This is a genomic window from Devosia sp. P1_H9, from assembly GCF_056405135.1.
Genome location: NZ_JBFUCQ010000007.1, coordinates 290519 through 306024, shown reverse-complemented (window position 1 = coordinate 306024; position 15506 = coordinate 290519). Strand labels below are relative to the sequence as shown.

At 65.2% G+C, this 15506-nt stretch carries 17 protein-coding genes and 2 pseudogenes; 14 read left to right on the top strand and 5 right to left on the bottom strand.

The annotated features are described in order from the left end of the window. The first annotated feature begins 24 nt into the window (after positions 1 to 24). From ygfZ to AC1DYL_RS16375, 5 genes are all read left to right on the top strand, one after another. Positions 25 to 843: a CAF17-like 4Fe-4S cluster assembly/insertion protein YgfZ gene (gene ygfZ, locus AC1DYL_RS16395; RefSeq protein WP_477158835.1), complete on the top strand. Its 819-nt coding sequence runs from the start codon at positions 25 to 27 to the stop codon at positions 841 to 843. A 139-nt stretch (positions 844 to 982) separates the two neighbouring features. Further along, positions 983 to 1390, top strand: a complete 408-nt coding sequence (locus tag AC1DYL_RS16390) for a DoxX family protein (protein ID WP_477173985.1) — start codon at positions 983 to 985, stop codon at positions 1388 to 1390. Between the two features lie 83 nt (positions 1391 to 1473). Next, positions 1474 to 2085, top strand: coding sequence for a hydrolase (locus AC1DYL_RS16385; RefSeq protein ID WP_477151713.1), 612 nt, complete (start codon positions 1474 to 1476; stop codon positions 2083 to 2085). 88 nt (positions 2086 to 2173) lie between these two features. Then, positions 2174 to 2695, top strand: a complete 522-nt coding sequence (locus AC1DYL_RS16380; protein ID WP_477158834.1) for a hypothetical protein — start codon at positions 2174 to 2176, stop codon at positions 2693 to 2695. Positions 2696 to 2794: 99 nt separating this feature from the next. Continuing rightward, positions 2795 to 3046, top strand: coding sequence for a hypothetical protein (locus AC1DYL_RS16375; RefSeq protein WP_477151711.1), 252 nt, complete (start codon positions 2795 to 2797; stop codon positions 3044 to 3046). Between the two features lie 3 nt (positions 3047 to 3049). On the opposite strand, the gene AC1DYL_RS16370 is transcribed toward AC1DYL_RS16375, so the two are convergent. Then, positions 3050 to 4255, bottom strand: a complete 1206-nt coding sequence (locus tag AC1DYL_RS16370) for a penicillin-binding protein activator (protein WP_477151710.1) — start codon at positions 4253 to 4255, stop codon at positions 3050 to 3052. Positions 4256 to 4375: 120 nt separating this feature from the next. On the opposite strand from AC1DYL_RS16370, the gene rsmI reads away from it, so the two are divergent. The 5 genes and pseudogenes from rsmI to AC1DYL_RS16345 all read left to right on the top strand — a co-directional run bounded on the left by rsmI (position 4376) and on the right by AC1DYL_RS16345 (position 7515). Then, on the top strand, positions 4376 to 5260 hold the full coding sequence (rsmI, locus tag AC1DYL_RS16365) for a 16S rRNA (cytidine(1402)-2'-O)-methyltransferase (protein WP_477173984.1): 885 nt from the start codon (positions 4376 to 4378) through the stop codon (positions 5258 to 5260). Beyond that, positions 5229 to 5627, top strand: coding sequence for a YraN family protein (locus AC1DYL_RS16360; protein ID WP_477173983.1), 399 nt, complete (start codon positions 5229 to 5231; stop codon positions 5625 to 5627). The genes rsmI and AC1DYL_RS16360 overlap by 32 nt, the downstream gene beginning before the upstream one ends. Positions 5628 to 5636: 9 nt before the next feature. Then, positions 5637 to 6581: a glutathione synthase gene (gshB, locus tag AC1DYL_RS16355; protein WP_477173982.1), complete on the top strand. Its 945-nt coding sequence runs from the start codon at positions 5637 to 5639 to the stop codon at positions 6579 to 6581. Positions 6582 to 6586: 5 nt separating this feature from the next. Beyond that, positions 6587 to 6967: pseudogene (locus AC1DYL_RS16350) on the top strand (serine hydrolase); the annotation flags it as partial. Then, on the top strand, positions 6937 to 7515 hold the full coding sequence (locus tag AC1DYL_RS16345; RefSeq protein ID WP_477174005.1) for a serine hydrolase domain-containing protein: 579 nt from the start codon (positions 6937 to 6939) through the stop codon (positions 7513 to 7515). The pseudogene AC1DYL_RS16350 and the gene AC1DYL_RS16345, both read left to right, overlap by 31 nt. A gap of 66 nt (positions 7516 to 7581) precedes the next feature. Here AC1DYL_RS16345 and AC1DYL_RS16340 read toward each other — a convergent pair whose 3' ends face one another. After that, the gene (locus AC1DYL_RS16340; RefSeq protein WP_477173981.1) at positions 7582 to 8205 is read right to left on the bottom strand and encodes a porin family protein; all 624 of its coding nucleotides are present in this window, start codon (positions 8203 to 8205) and stop codon (positions 7582 to 7584) included. A 140-nt stretch (positions 8206 to 8345) separates the two neighbouring features. Continuing rightward, positions 8346 to 9044, bottom strand: a complete 699-nt coding sequence (locus AC1DYL_RS16335) for a DUF930 domain-containing protein (protein WP_477173980.1) — start codon at positions 9042 to 9044, stop codon at positions 8346 to 8348. A gap of 115 nt (positions 9045 to 9159) precedes the next feature. Here AC1DYL_RS16335 and AC1DYL_RS16330 point away from each other — a divergent pair, with 115 nt between their 5' ends. Further along, on the top strand, positions 9160 to 9816 hold the full coding sequence (locus tag AC1DYL_RS16330) for a MarC family protein (protein WP_477173979.1): 657 nt from the start codon (positions 9160 to 9162) through the stop codon (positions 9814 to 9816). 276 nt (positions 9817 to 10092) lie between these two features. Here the strand turns inward: AC1DYL_RS16330 and AC1DYL_RS16325 are convergent, their stop codons facing one another. Beyond that, positions 10093 to 10929, bottom strand: coding sequence for a GH25 family lysozyme (locus AC1DYL_RS16325; RefSeq protein ID WP_477173978.1), 837 nt, complete (start codon positions 10927 to 10929; stop codon positions 10093 to 10095). A 166-nt stretch (positions 10930 to 11095) separates the two neighbouring features. Between AC1DYL_RS16325 and AC1DYL_RS16320 the strand changes: the two genes are divergently transcribed. The 3 genes and pseudogenes from AC1DYL_RS16320 to AC1DYL_RS16310 all read left to right on the top strand — a co-directional run. Then, the gene (locus AC1DYL_RS16320; RefSeq protein WP_477173977.1) at positions 11096 to 12067 is read left to right on the top strand and encodes a glycosyltransferase; all 972 of its coding nucleotides are present in this window, start codon (positions 11096 to 11098) and stop codon (positions 12065 to 12067) included. Between the two features lie 16 nt (positions 12068 to 12083). Continuing rightward, complete coding sequence (locus AC1DYL_RS16315) at positions 12084 to 12818, top strand: glycosyltransferase family protein (RefSeq protein WP_477173976.1); 735 nt, start codon at positions 12084 to 12086, stop codon at positions 12816 to 12818. A gap of 212 nt (positions 12819 to 13030) precedes the next feature. Next, positions 13031 to 13675 (top strand): annotated as a pseudogene (locus AC1DYL_RS16310) (magnesium chelatase domain-containing protein); the annotation flags it as partial. A gap of 148 nt (positions 13676 to 13823) precedes the next feature. On the opposite strand, the gene AC1DYL_RS16305 reads toward AC1DYL_RS16310, so the two are convergent. Then, positions 13824 to 15503: a CocE/NonD family hydrolase gene (locus AC1DYL_RS16305; RefSeq protein ID WP_477173975.1), complete on the bottom strand. Its 1680-nt coding sequence runs from the start codon at positions 15501 to 15503 to the stop codon at positions 13824 to 13826. Positions 15504 to 15506: the final 3 nt, after the last annotated feature.

The window sequence follows — 15506 nt, the reverse complement described above, 5'->3', positions numbered from 1 at the left end:
CGGCGGGTGTAGCGGAACCATCCCATGCCCACAATCCTCCGTCCGTCCCGTGCCGCCTTCCGGTTCTCCGGGCCCGAGGCGCAGAAGCTGCTGTTCGACGTGGTGACCGGGCGCCTGCTCGCCCAACCCGGCCCCGCCGTGTGGTGGGCGCTGCTCTCGCCGCAGGGCAAGGTGCAGGCCGAGGGCTTGAGCGGCTGGGCCGAGGATGCCTTCTGGCTCGATGTGGACACCTCCGTCGCCGATGCCTTCCTCAAGAAGATGAAGCTCTATCGCCTCCGCGCCCAGGTGCAGATCGACGACCTGCGCGACACGCACGCCGTCGGCTGGAGCTTTGATGGCTGGACCGAGGGCGTGGTCCACGCCGATCCGCGCGGACTTGGTGAACGCGTGATCGCCGAGAAGTCCGCCACCACCGGCTGGTTGCCGCCGGACGACACTTTTGCCACGCATCGCATCAGCGCGGGCATCCCCGAAGAAGGTCCGGATTTCGGCATCGACCAGAACTTCGCCCACGATATCGGGCTCGACCTGCTCGATGGCATCGACTTCGTCAAAGGCTGCTACATCGGCCAGGAAGTGGTCAGCCGCATGAAGCACCGCGGCACCGCCCGCCGCCGCCCGGTGATCGTCTCCGGCATCGATGCGCCAGCCGGCACATCCGTCATTGCCGGCGGCCGCGACGCCGGTTCGATCGGCGAAGTCGTCGATGGCCGCGCCGTCGCCATCCTCCGCCTCGACCGCGTCACCGATCCGGCCGCGGTGACGGTCGATGGCAAGCCGGTGACGGTTAGCCTTCCACCTTGGGCGACGTACCAGTTCGGGGACGTTTCGCCCGAGGAGTGAAGGCTGATCTCGCGACCGTGATCGCAACTCTTGACAGTATCGAGGCCTCGTCTATAACGCAATAGTTATAGAACGTTCTGGTTATGGATATCCGATCGCGATACCGTCCTGAGCGCCCGACATTGAAGGGAGACCCAAAATGCTTGATCGATTTTCCGCCTACGCGCCGCAAGGGCTGGCAATCCTGCGCATTGTCACCGGCCTGCTGTTCGTCCACGCCGGACTCACCGTCGTCTTCAACTTCCCACCGCCGGTGCAGCCCTCGCCGCCCGAGATACAGACCTTGATGACTGTGGCCGGATGGCTGGAGCTCGTGGGTGGCCTGTTCATTCTCGTCGGCTGGCTGACCCGGCCGGTGGCCTTCGTGCTCTGCGGCTTCATGGCAGTCGCCTACTGGGGTTTCCATTTCCCGATGAGCCCGTTCCCGAACAACAATTTCGGCGTGTCGGCGATCCTCTACTGCTTCATCTTCCTCTATCTGGTCCTCGCCGGGCCGGGGACCTGGAGCGTCGACACGATGCGAGCCAGGGCCACCGCCGCCGCGTGATGGCCGCCTTGCCGACGAAGACCGGGTTTGGCGAATCAACCCCCGAAGACTAGCTTCCTCGGCTTCAAACACCGGGGGATTCCATGGCGCGAGGCAAGGAGCGGGCGTGGCAGCGTATGCTGTCGGGCAGACGGCTCGATATCCTCGATCCGTCACCGCTCGATGTCGAGCTATCCGACATCGCGCACGGCCTCGCCCGCGTGGCGCGCTGGAACGGCCAGACCATCGGCGACTACCCGTTTTCGGTGGCGCAGCATTCGGTGCTGGTGCTCGAACTCTATCGCGCGCTGAACCGCGATGCCGATCCGCGTGCCATGCTCTACGCCGTGCTGCACGATGCGCCCGAATACGTGATGGGCGACATCATCTCGCCGTTCAAGGCGGCGATGGGCGGCAACTACAAGGAGGTGGAGAACCGGCTGCTCGGCGCCGTCTACCTCCGCTTTTCCCTTCCCGCGACGCCCCCGGCGGCGCTGCAGAAGCAGATCAAGCGCGCCGATCGCGAGGCTGCCTTCCTCGAAGCCACCCATCTCGCCGGGTTCGAGCCCGAGGAAGCACGACGCTATTTCGGCGAGCCGAGCTTCCCGGTGTTCGAGTTCGAGCCGTTCGAGAAGCTGATCCGGCCCTGGCCCACCCGCGAGGCCTATGACCGCTTCGTCGAGGTGGTCGAAGAGCTCGCGGCCGCGCTTCCCTAGGTTAAATTTACCTTAATCGCTGTTCCATTTTGACACGCGTTTCGCCGGTATGGTTGATGGTTGGTTAACACCGACCGGAGAACGGCGAATGGATGCGACTCGCGCCATCATGTTTGGGGGAGCAATCGGACTCGGCGCTGCCGCTTTGCTGTCGCTGCCCAACATCCTGCCGCGCGCGGTCGCTGAGGAGGAGCCGATGCACACCTTGCTCAGCACACCCGACGAGGTGTGGCCGCCGGTCTTCGATCCCGACAAGCTGATGCGCTGGAGCTATTACGTGCAGCCCGGCGTCTCGATCGAGCCGGTTGCCGAGACGGTGGTTCGCAAGATCGCCTACGGGCACACCACCTTCGTCAGAGTCATGCAGACCGACAGCGGCGTCTACTCGACCGACGGACTGGCGAGTCCACACATTCAGTATCCAGGCATCATCAAGGAGCCCAAGCCGTCAGCGAAGGCCGGCGTCTGGTACTGGAACGACCGGCACTGGGTGGCGAGCGCCCCGCTTTCGGCCGGCTCGTTCGTATCGATCATCCCGTTTGAAGGCGGGAGCCTCGTGACCACCGAGGATGGGAACTGCGTCGTGGAGGCCAACGGCATCTACTGCTGAGCGGCAGCAGACTCTCTGAGCGACTAAACCATGAAAGCGATGGCAATGGCTGCCGTCCTGGTCCTCGTGGCGGGACCGGCGGTGGCGAGGGACGTCCGTATGCCTCCTGTACTCTTCGACCACGAGCCGATCCAGGACTACCGCGTACTCACTTCGGACCAGGCAACCATCAACCGCATGTGCGCCGATCACTTCGCTGCAGCGCGCCGCAGCGATCCCGACGCCCGTGTCGTAGGGTGCTCCCGCATCGGCGGCGACGTCATCTGGATCGTCAAGGGACTGAGCGCCGAGACCCGCGGCAAGGTGTTGCGCCACGAGAAGGCCCACCTCAACGGCTGGTATCACAGCTAGGCGCTAGAGTTTCGCCCCTTCGGCGACGCTCGCGCCGCCGATCGACACCTGCTTGATCACCAGCGCGTATTCGCTCCGCCCATCGGGCAGGAAGCGGAACACTCCGTCGCGGCCGTTGAAGCCGGCCGGCAGCGTCAGCTGGGCACGGTCGTATTTCGGCGTGCCGTTGGCGAGTGTGCCGGCATTTGCGAGGATCGTCGCGGTGTAGGCGATAGTGGCGAACTTGTGCGGCGCCGAGCCGAACTTCGCCTGGTACTCGGGCAGCAGCGCGTTGTAGCCGGCGTCGTCGATAGCGGGGAAGATCGCCCCGGCCAGCGTCGTGGTGTTGAGGATCGAAGGATCGCCATCCCAGTCGGCCGAGCCGATCAGTTGCACCTTGCCCGGCGCGATACCGGCTTCGTTGAGAAGGTTCGCAAAGCTCGGCGCCGTCGCCCGGTCGGGGATGAACAGCGCATCGATCTGCCCGGCCTGCAGCATCGGCACCAGCTGCGTCACGACGGTGCGGGCTTCGGCTTCCGACGAGAAGTTGTAGACGGCGCGGGCATTCAGTCCGAGATCGGCGGTGGCCTGGCGGAACGCGCCTTCCTGGATGCGGCCGAAATCGGTGGTCGGGAACACACCCGCGAAGGCCTTCTTGCCGAGCTTCTTGGCATAGCCCATCGAGCGCTTCACTTCGCTCTCGGGCAGGATGTTGAGCAGGAACACTCCCGGCGAGGCGGCGCCCGAATTGTTGGAGAAGCCGATCACCGAAATACCAGCCGCCTTCGCCACCTGGCCCGCGGCGGTGACCTGATCGGCGCGCAGCGGCCCGAGGATCAGGCTGACGCCTTCGCTCAGCGCCTGGGTCGCGGCCTGTGCCGCGCCACTGGCCGTGCTGCCGGTGTCCTTCAACACTACGGTGATGTTCTCGCCGATATTGGGGTTGGTCTCGACAAAGCCGATGGCCAGCTCCGACGCATTGGCCATCGAGGTGCCGACTGCCGCCAGATTGGGATCGCCCGAAAGCGGCAGCAGCAGCGCCACCCGCACCGGACCCTTGCCGAAGGTCTTGCCGGTGGCGAGCGGCTGGTTCGCCCCGGCGGTCGTGCCGCCGCCCGGCCCGAAGTTGAAATTGCCCGGCGAACAGGCGGAGAGCAGCGCCGCAGCAGCAAGGCCGAGCCCGAGATACCTGAGCCCTGTCAGCGCGTTCGCGCCCGTTGCAATTCTCACTTGCCCTACCTTTATCAAGTCCCGCACTCTGCCGCGCGTGGCGCACCTTGAAAGGCGTCTATACAGAATCGGGCCCGGCTCATAAAGACCGAGCTTAACTTCGTGTTAATCGGAGGCGGCGTGGACGATCGGCCGAAGAGCTTCTTCATCGCCGGAACCGAGTTTCCCGCGGCCCCTCTGGCGGTCGGGCTGTATGTCGTTGCCACCCCGATCGGCAACCTCAAGGACATTACGCTGCGCGCCCTCGAGACGCTGGCCGCTGCCGACCTGATCCTCTGCGAGGATACGCGTCACTCGGCGACGCTGCTCGATCACTACGGCATCCGCACCGCGCGTAAGTCGCTGCACGAGCACAACGAACGCGCCCGTATCGGCGAGGTGATCGCGAGCCTTCAGGCGGGCCGCGCGGTGGCGCAGATCTCGGACGCCGGCACGCCACTCTTGTCCGATCCGGGCTTCCCGCTGGTCCGCGCCATGCGCGAAGCCGGATTGCCGGTATTCGCCATTCCCGGGGCATCGGCGCTGCTCGCGGCGCTGGCAAGCGCAGGCCTGCCCACCGACGCCTTCGGCTTCATCGGCTTCCTGCCCTCCAAGGCCGGGGCCCGCGCCAACGCGCTGGCAGCGCTCAAGGCGCGCCCCGACACCCTGGTGTTCTACGAGTCGCCCCGCCGTCTCGGCGATACGCTCGCCGCCATGGCTGAAGCACTGGGCCACCGGCCTGCCGCAGTAGCGCTCGAGCTCACCAAGCGGTTCGAGCGGGTCGAGCGCGGCACGCTCAGCGAACTCGCACGCCATTTTGGGGCCGGCGACACCAAGGGCGAGGCTGTGATCCTCGTCGGCGGCGCCGAGGGCGTGGTGGTCGAGGAGGCCGACTGGAAGGCAGCGCTCGAGGAGGCGCTGGTTGCGCAGCCGCTGCGCGCCGCCGTCGACGAGATCACCGCGCGCTACGCCCTCAAGCGCAAGGAGGTCTACGATGCGGCCCTCGCCCTCAAGGCCGAGGAATAACCAGACCCGCAGTGCCCGGCTCGGCGCCGAACTCCTCGGCCGCCGCGGCGAAGCGCTGGCTGCGTGGTACCTGCGGCTCAAGGGCTATCGCATCGTCGCGGCGCGCGTGAAGACACCGGTCGGCGAGATCGACCTTGTCGCCCGCCGCTTCGGGCTCACCGCCTTTATCGAAGTGAAGGCCCGGCAGGCCCGCTCGGAGGAGGCCATGGCCCTCGCTGCGGTCAATGCCGGCCGCATCTCCCGCGCCGCGCAGTACTATGTTGCGCGCCACCCGGCCCTCGCCGAAACGCCCCTCCGGTTCGATGTGATTTTCCTTGCGCCGCGCACGTGGCCGCGCCATGTCAAAGGCGCTTTCGACGCCAGCTAGGACCGCTTCATGTCCCTCAAAATCGCCGTGCAGATGGACCCCATCGCTTCGATCAATCCGGCGGGGGATTCGACCTTCGCCATGATGCTCGAGGCGCAGGCGCGCAAGCACAAGGTGGACTATTACGTGCCGCAGACCCTGGCGCTGCGCGACAACCACGTGTCGGCCGAGCTGGCCCCGATCACCGTGTTCGACAAGCCCAAGGGCGAGCACTACGCGCTGGGCGAGTTCGCACGGGCCGATCTCCAGGCCTACGACGTGGTGCTGATGCGGCAGGATCCGCCGTTCGACATGAACTACACCACGCTCACCCACCTGCTCGAGCGCATCCACCCCAAGACCTATGTGGTCAATCCGCCCGCTGCGGTGCGCAACGCGCCGGAGAAGATCCTCGTCACCGAGTTCCCCGAGCTGATGCCGCCGACGCTGGTGACCCGCGATCGCGGCCTGATCCGCGAGTTCCGCAAGGAACACGGCAACATCATCCTCAAGCCCCTCTACGGCAATGGCGGCGCCGGTGTGTTCCTGCTGCAGGAGGGCGACCAGAACCTCAACTCGCTGATCGAGCTGTTCGAGCAGAGCTTCCGCGAGCCCTTCATGGTGCAGAAGTACCTGCCGGATGTGCGCAAGGGCGACAAGCGCATCATCCTCGTCGACGGCGAGCCGGTGGCCGGCCTTAACCGCATCCCGGCGGATGGCGAAGCACGGTCCAACATGCATGTCGGCGGCCGCCCGGAGCTGTCGCCGCTCACCGAGCGCGAGCGCGAAATCTGCGCCACCATCGGCCCCGCGCTCAAGGAGCGCGACATGATCTTCGTCGGCATCGACGTGATCGGCGACTACCTCACCGAGATCAACGTCACCTCGCCCACCGGCATTCGCGAAATCAAGCGCTTCGGCGGGCCGGATATCGCCGTGATGATCTGGGACGCCATCGAGAAGCGGCGGGCCTGAGCCAGATGACCCCGCTCGCGACGCTGGTCGAGCGAGCGGGTTTTGCGCCGGACACGCCGGTGGCGCTGGCGCGGGTGGCGGGCAGCATCATCGAGGATCACGTCACCGGCAGCTGGCCCAACGGTCAGCCGGTCCTGCCCACCGACCACTTCTACGTCGCCAGCCTCGCCAAGCAGGTCACCGGCACCGCCCTGGCGCTGCTGGTGCATGACGGCCGTGTTGATCCTGACCTGCCGCTCTCCGCCTATGTCGGCGGCCTCCCACCATGGTCGGCAACCATCACGCCACGCCAGCTCGCACATCACACCAGCGGCCTACCCCCCGCTGGCGAGCTCGAAGCCCGAATGACCAGCGACTGGACGGAAGCGTTCGTGTTCGACGCCCTCGCCAATCTCGCCGAGCTGCCCTCACCACCGGCGCCGCCCATGGCTACTCCAACGCCGGCTACGTCCTCCTCGCCCGCATCATCGCCGAAGCCAGCGGCATGCCGCTCGCCGAGTTCGCCGCCACCCGGCTGTTCGAGCCGCTTCAGCTCGACGGCATCGGCTTCGCCACCGACATCACCGCCTTGCCGCAAACCGCGCTGCTCGGCCCGCACCTGCCGCTCACCCACGGCGGCCTCGGCCTTTGGGCGACCGCCCGCACCTTCGTCCAGTGGCTCGACCACCAAAATCGGGACACCCTGGGCATCGCCGCCCTCGTCACCACCCCGGGCCGGCTCAACGACGGCACGCCCGTCGACTACGGCTGGGGCCTCGGCCTCCGCCAGCACCGCGGCCGCCCGCTACTGATCCACGGCGGCGAATGGATGGGCGCTCAAGCCAAGGCCGTGCGCAGCCCAGAACTCGGCGTCGCATTCGCCTGCCTCGTTGCAGGCACGGATGCGGAACGGTTGAACGACCTCGTCACCGCCGGGCTCGCCGACGCGTCGTGATCGACCGCCACACAAAGCAAAAAGCCGCCCACACGGGGCGGCCCTTTGGCATACGGCGGACCGCGATTACATTGCGAAACGCAGGCCGACGAGCAGATTGTTGGTCGGCACGCTGACGGCGTTAGTGGTGATGTCGACGAGATCGACAGTACCAAACGTGTCCTGGTGCTTGAACTCGGCAAACAGCGCCACGTTCTCCAGCAGGTTGGCCCGCGCGCCGATGGCGACCTGGTAGCCGGCGCCGGTGTCGGACAGTTTATCCCCGAGCGTGTCCTCGTAGACAATGTCGACGAAGCCGAGGCCGGCAGCTCCATAGAGCTCGAACGTGTCGTTCAAGGGCACGGCGTATTCGGCTTCCACCATGCCGCTGAGGCTGTGCTGGAACTCGTTGCTGTAGTCGGTGTACTCGGCCGAGGTCCACATCACATCGAGCCCCACCGACAGGCCGAGAACAGGCGTCCTCATGCCCACTGACGCGCCGAGAGCCGGCCCGAGGTTAAGGTCGTAGTCATCACCGTTCCACGTCGCGATACCGGGCAGGACTACGCCACCGTAAACCTCTGCATAGAAACCGCCGAAATCCGGAGCGGCAGGCGACCCCGCTGCTTCATCGACGATGAGGTCGGCGGCGAAAGCCGGCGTGGCAGCGAGCAGTGCAATCGCCGCAGTGGTCGGGATCAGCTTATTCATTGGTGCCCCAAAACTAAGTATTCGCGTCACCGATACTATGGTTCGCCTCGCTGCACAGTTACCGTCGCCTCAGGACAACGCAAATTCCTCAACTGTAGCGCCGACGCCACACCGGTGGGTGGACCAGACGTCGCTAGTGATCACTCATCGCTCTCGGCCGCAGTGAGGTAGTGCGCGTCCCACTGCTCGTGCGGGATGAAGTCACCCACCGAGAACTCGAAGCGTTCGACTGTCGAGAAGTCGGCGGCGGCGGCGCAGCTGAAGTGCACTTCGTACCATTCACGGCGGCTGCGGAAGGCGGCGCCGTCGGCGATCAGCGCGCCGTCGCGCATCGCCATGTCAGCCATGGCGTAGGCGACGACGGTGTCAGGGTCGTATTCCGGCCGGGCGTGGCGGATCTGCTCGATCGCCTCGATGCTGCACAGCTGCACCAGCCGCTCACTGCCATCGAGCGTCTTCATCCCATCCCGCAGGGCTTCGCTGGCCGGTTCTGCGAGCAGGCTCCCGGCGTAGAAGTCGGTGGCACTGATGGTGCGGGTACTGGGTTTCGCGGCTGGAGCTGTTGGCGCGTTCGGTGTTGCATCCGGTGTCGTGGTGGCAGCCGGCGGAGGGCTGGCCTCCGGCACTTCAGCCGGCTTGAGCAGCGCCGCGAATTGCGCCGCCGAAACGATCTCGACGGCAATGCTGCGCGGCATCACCGGCCGCAGCCGCTGTATGTTCGGCCCGATCAGCAACAGCGCCAGCAGCGCGCCATGCAAGCCGAACGACGCCAGCGTCCCCCACAGCGGTCGCGGCGCAGGCAGTACATCGATCGGCGATGCGTCGAGGGTAATGGTCATGGCAGCCGCTGTTCAGTCGGGCGGCTTTGCGGCTGATTTGCGGAGGTCTTGCGCGACCGGGTGAAATCCTTCGCGCCCTCTCGCCTTTCGGCCCGGCCTCGGCCATTGTCCCGCCATGCCCGTCGATACGCTTCTCCTCGCCCTGACCACGTTCTTCGCCACCCTTGGGCCGGCGGATCTGCTCGTCGTCTATGCGGCGCTGACACAGAAGAACACCCAGGCTGAGCGGCGCTCGATGGCGCTGCGCGGCACCGTCATCGCCGGCGTGATCCTCCTGTTCTTCGCGGTGTTCGGCGAGGTGCTGCTGCGCTTGTTCGGCATCACGTTGCCGGCGCTGCGCATCGCCGGTGGCATCCTCTTGCTGCTGATCTCGATCGACATGGTGTTCGCCCGCCACTCGGGCGGCACCGGCACGACGCCGGAGGAAGAAAACGAAGCGCAGCACCGCTCCGATATCTCGGTGTTCCCGCTGGCGACGCCGCTGCTCGCCGGTCCCGGCGCCATCAGCGCGGTGATCCTTCTGACCACCGGCACCGGCGGCTTCAATCTCGCCTGGTTCGTAGTGGTCGCGGCGCTGCTGGCGATCCTGTTGCTCTGCTATGTGGTGATGCTGGTCGCCATCCCGATCCAGCGGCTGCTCGGCATCACTGGCCTCGCCGTGGTCAGCCGCGTCGTCGGCGTGCTGCTCGCGGCCCTCGCAGTCCAGTTCCTGCTCGATGGGGTGAAAGCCAGCGGCCTGATTACCCCGCTGCTCGAAACCGCCGCCAAATAGCGAAGGGCCGCGGCGATGCCACGGCCCTTGAACAATGATCGATCAGCCCGATTACTTCTTTTTCGCCGGAGCGGCAGTGGCGGGGGTCATCCCGGCCGTCGCCAGCACTTTCGGCTTTTCCTTCTTGGGCTTCTTGGCTTCCTTGTTGGATTTCAGCTGACCCTTGGCCATAGCGTATCCCCTTCCATTGTTTCGCGCCGACTCCGCCGGCAAATCACTACGTGAGGCTAGAACCAAGGCGAAATACTGACAAGGCCGCCAAGCACTCGCGCACCGTTACTTGTGACTTTGGCAACGTCCCTGCGGGCCCAGCCGGTCGACAGTACGCGGGTCGCACCCGGTGAGCAGGAACGTCACCCAGTCGCCCTCGCTGCCATAGAACGCGTTGCGGTCGACTTCGGTGCGCACGCCCGACATCGTGCCGGTCTGCGTCCACTGCCAGAACAGCCACGGCTCGTCGCCATACTTGGTGTGCGGCTCGGCGGCAGTCGAGCGCAACCAGAACGAGGAATCGAAGTGCTCACCCGCGAGGATGTCGCTGTAGAAGTTCATGTCGGTATAGATGATCGGCACCTTGCCGGTGTGCCGCTCCATCTCGGCGAGCATCACGCGGACTTTCTCCAGCACGTCCTCGCGGTTGAACTTGTTCTTGCAGCTCGAGTGGTTGTTCCACTCGAGATCGAGCACCGGCGGCAGCGCGTCCGGATCGTTCGGCACCATGCGCCTGAACCACGCGGCCTGCTGCGAGGCGAGGCTGCACCAGGTCATGAAATGATAGGCGCCACGCGCCAGGCCAGCCGCCTGGGCGCCGCGCCAGTTGTCGTAGAAATTGGGGTCGATGTAGTCCTTGCCCTCGGTCGACTTGATGTAGACGAAGTGCACCCCGCCACCCCGCGCCGCGTTGAAATCGACGCGGCCCTGGTAGCGCGCCACATCCAGCCCCTGGATCGGCAGGCCCCAGGCCCGCCGCACCCCGTCATGCGGATCGTTGTCGCCGGGGATGCCACGATAGTCATGCGTAGGCGAGCGCCCGCAGGCGGCAAGCAGCAGGGTTAGCCCGACCAGCAGCAGGGATTTGGCGAACGGAAACGCGGGGCGGGCGGCGGCAAGCATGCTGGTCGTCTGGCTTTCGGACAGAGATCGGAAGCCTTTGAATCAACATGGCGCGCTTAACGAAACCTTGCGCTAACCCTTTGTTATTCCAGCATGGTTAACGCGGGACTCGCGCTGCGCCGGACAGTTTGATAGCTTCTGATGGCAATCGGTCGGGGGGCCAAAATTGCCATCAACTGCTTCAATCGTGATCGAGTGGGAAAACGCGCTGCTGTCCGATGTCGACCGGGCACGCCAGATGCTGTCGAGGCTCGGTGAGCAAGCCAGGGACTACGCCCGGTCGCACAACACCCGGTTCGAGCTGCTCGTCGCCTATGATCCGGGCGAGGTCGATGTCGCCGTGCCGCGCTCAACCGTCGATGAAGAACTCGACCCGGCAAACTGGCCCGGCGATATCCGCTACATCGCGGCCCCCGGGTTGCATTATTTCGAGCAGAAGAACCTTGGCGCGGCCTCGGCCACCGCCGATACGGTCGTCTTCCTCGATAGCGACGTCATCCCGGATGCCGGCTGGCTCGGCCACATGCTGGGGGCGGTGGATCGGGATGACGTGCAGGTGGTCGGCGGCCACACCTACCTTGCAAGGGACACGCTGCTCGACCGCCTGTTCTCGGGCTTCTGGTTCTTCGAACCCAACCCCAAGCACACCGGCGTCAGCCCGACCGGACATTTCTACGCCAACAACGTCGCCTTCAAGCGCGAGATCCTCGAGCGCTACGGCTTCCGCCGCGCCGGCAGCTATCGCGGGCAATGCGTCGAGCTGGCGGGCCGTCTCAAGGCCGACGGCATACAGATCTGGCGGGCGGCCGATGCGACTGTCAGCCACCCTGCGCCCGAAGGGCTGCGGCATGCGTTCATCCGTGCTGTCTGCCAGGGCCACGACAATGTCTACTGGCGGCGGCACAAGCGACCGCTGGGCTGGCTGCACGCCAGCCCGCTCGGCGGCGCCGTACGGCTGGTGCGTACCATCGGCAGGAACGGGCAGACGATCGCGTCACGTGCCCGCCCGCTGGGTCTCGATCCGCTCACGGCAAGCGGCTCGTTCGTTTTTGGAGCGGGCTACGCGCTGGTGATCTACGGCGCCGAAATCGTCGCCTACTTCGCGCCGGGGCTGATCAGAAATCACGTTCAGATGTAGGCCGGTGGAAGTGCACATGTCCGACCAGGGATTTCTCTACTGCGCCAGGGGCGACCGTTGGCTCATCGAAGCCGAACGCTCCGCGGCAAGCATCAAGGCGGTGATGCCTCAGGCTGCAGTGGCGATTGTTGCCGACAAGCCCATGCCGCAGCACTTGTTCGACATCCAGGTCGCGCCGCCCCCAGGCATGCACGTCAAGTCGCTCAAGATGTGGGCAATGCGACACAGTCCGTTCGCCCGAACGGTGTTCATTGACACCGACACCTTCGTCTGCGATCCGGTCCCCGAGTTGTTCACGATCCTCGATCGCTTCCCGCTGGCGGCGGCCGTAACGCCCTTCTGGACCGTCGAGCTGCAGCAGCGGGGCGGAGTGTCGGACGATGACGGCATCCCGATATCGTTCCCCAAGCTGAATTCCGGATTGGTGGCGCTGCGCAAGGATGCCGAAACCGATGCTTTCCTCGATTTCTGGTCAGCGCGGCATACCGAGACAGGTCTCAAGCAGGATCAGCAGCCGTTCCGCCACGCGCTCTACCACACCGATATCCGCTTCGCAGTGCTGCCCATGGCCTACAATTATCGGCTGCCTTATCCGGGCGCGATCGGCGGCGGCGTCAAGATCCTGCACGGACGTGTTCCAGACATGGCCGGGCTGGCGAAGCGCGTCAACCGAACCTCCAAATGGCGGATCACCGCGCCGCTCAACCGGGTGGCCCGGCAGATCTGGTACGGCGTCGATCGCACACAATAGCCGGAGCGGCAACGTGGCATGGATACAGTCGAGGCCAGGTCTCGCTCCCGCGGTGAGCTTATCCGGCATCGGCGCTACGTGCTGAGCAGGACGACGGCAAGCTGAATGCCTCGGCGGTTATTGTTGTTCCGATATTCTGTTCCCTTAATGTTCTTGCGCCATCCGTAATTCTCCTGATAGCGTTCGGCGCGGGGATGGTTGGGGGCGTAGTGATGGTCACGCGGGTCGCGACCGTGGCGTTTCAGGGTATCGAGGCGGTGCCGGTTGACGTCCAGGTGCAGATCGCGCCGGGGCTTCCGAACTTCTTTCTCGTCGGCCTGCCCGATAAGGCGGTGAAGGAATCCGGCGAGCGGGTGCGCGCCGCGCTTTATGCTTCCGGCCTCAGCCTGCCGCCCAAACGCATTACCGTGAATCTCGCGCCGGCCGATCTCCCCAAGGAGGGCAGCCACTACGACCTGCCGATCGCGCTCGGGCTGATGGCGGCCATCGGCGCCATCCCGTCCGACGCGCTGGAGGGTTATCTGGCGCTGGGTGAACTCGGCCTAGATGGCCGGCTGGCGCCGACCGCCGGGGTGCTGCCTGCGGCGATCGCCGCGCTGTCGCGCGACATGGGCATCATCTGTGCTGAAAGTGCGGGGCCCGAGGCGGCGTGGGCAGGCGACGACCTGGAAATCGTCGCGCCGCAGACGCTCTTGGCGCTGGTCAACCACCTCGGCGGCTTCCAGCTTTGCACCCGGCCGGTGCCGCGGCGGCAAACCGACGCAACAGGTCTCCCGGACCTGTCCGAAGTCCGCGGCCAGGAAGTCGCCCGCCGCGCCCTCGAAGTGGCGGCGGCCGGTGGCCATAACCTGCTGATGTTGTAGACCATTATTTTTTCGCCGCCTGTTTCGTTGGCGGACCAATGTCCGCTTTGCGCCAGAAGCGGTCATTGCGCTCTGGCCCTCAAGCGTGCGTTGTTCTGGCTTTGGCCTACGAACATCACTGAACTCACCCCCAGGGAATCGCTCAGCTCAAATTGAGGACTGGAAGCGCTAGCCGGCTGAGAAAGCGCGGGCCGCCTACGACCGTCTGGTGGGCTAGCTTGAATTCACTTGGCCGAGCCAGCACGGACGAAACTTGAGATTGAGGGTTTCGATCGAAGCGCGGGAAATTTGATGAGGCGATCTGCAGGCGGATGCGGCTACCCTCTGCGAACATATGGCTGATATGGCCGAGCCTGACGACAATTTCGGCCGGCCTCTTGCTACAGACCGGTTGGCGATAAATGCCGTCGACGAGGCCAGTGCTGCGGTTAGTGCTGTCCACTTCGCAGAGCCTGGCCGTCCAATCTGCTGTCGGGGCGTCCGAGGCGACCCAGACGGTGAGCTCGACCAGGCCTGTTACGTCCAGGTCTGTGTCCAGTGGCTCGGACGTGAATAGCAACACATCGTCGCGGCTCTCGATGTGCTTTTGATCCTTCGGGCCGGAATTGCGGCCCAGCTGGAGGCCGGGTACATAGTTGGCGCCGCCGACGGTGGGCACTGGGTTCAGCGTGTCCGACGTATAAGTGCGTGACCAGTCTTCTGACGTAATCGGGCCCAGGCCGGATTGACTGAGGTATAGCTGGCGTATTCCGGTGTAGGGCAAAGGCCAATCCGAGGCGCTGTGCCAGGAGTTCGAGCCGGACCGAAAGTATCGCACCATGGGCGTCGCGGGCACGGTACCGGCCTTCGCCTCGTCGAAGAAGGCCAATTGCTCGGTGACCAAGGTGGCCGTCGAAGCGGCGTAGCCGAGCCAGCTATCCCCCTGCCAGTCGGTCGGATTGCAATGCGACCAGGGCCCGATGATGAGACGGTCCCGAACGTCCGCGGCGCGGTTCCAGCGGCTGCGCACGGTTTCGAAAAGCTCGATCGCCCCCTCAACGAACAGATCGTTCCAGCCGGGGGTGATGAGGAAGGGCACGTCGCTGGCCTGGAGGGCGTCGAGATGTTCGCGATCTTTCGTACCCGAGGCCGCCCGCTCGGCATTGAACCAGGTGGCGGCATAGGGCGCGAGCGCAATCAGGTCGTCATCAAGAATTGGCAGCCGGGCGAAGGCGACGTGCGGATCTTTTTGGAAGTCAGCAAGGACGCGTGTGGCTCTCTCCGCATCTGCCTTCGGCATGTCATTGAGGCGGCGCCGCAAATCCTCCGGGCCGAGACTTTCGATTACCCATAGCAGGAGAAAGGCCAGTTCGTGCGCTCCGCCGCGATAGCTCCAGGTGTCGCCATGGCGCGCGGTGGTCAGGAACGGCGAGACGGCGATCAGCCCTTCGGGATGGTCAGCCGCAGCCAGGACTTGCGTGGCCCCGGTATAGGAGCCGCCAAACATCATCACTTGGCCATTGCAAAAGCTTTGCTGGCGCAGCCAAGCGATCGTATCGGTGCCGTCTTCTGCCTCGTTGGCAAACGGGGTGAAGGTCCCGTCCGAGGCATAGCGGCCGCGTGTATCCTGGACCACGATGGCGTAGCCGCGCCGAAGCGCTGCCAGGAAATCCAGAGTCGAGAAGGCATCGTCCTTTCGATAGGGTGTGCGCTGGAGCAATACAGGCCATTGGCCGGTCTCGTCTGGCAAACAGACATTCGCGCGCAGATTGCTGCCGTCGCGCATGGCGATCTCGACGGAGTCGAGAATGCGAAAGGCACTGTTCGTCGCCATCTTGGACATTTC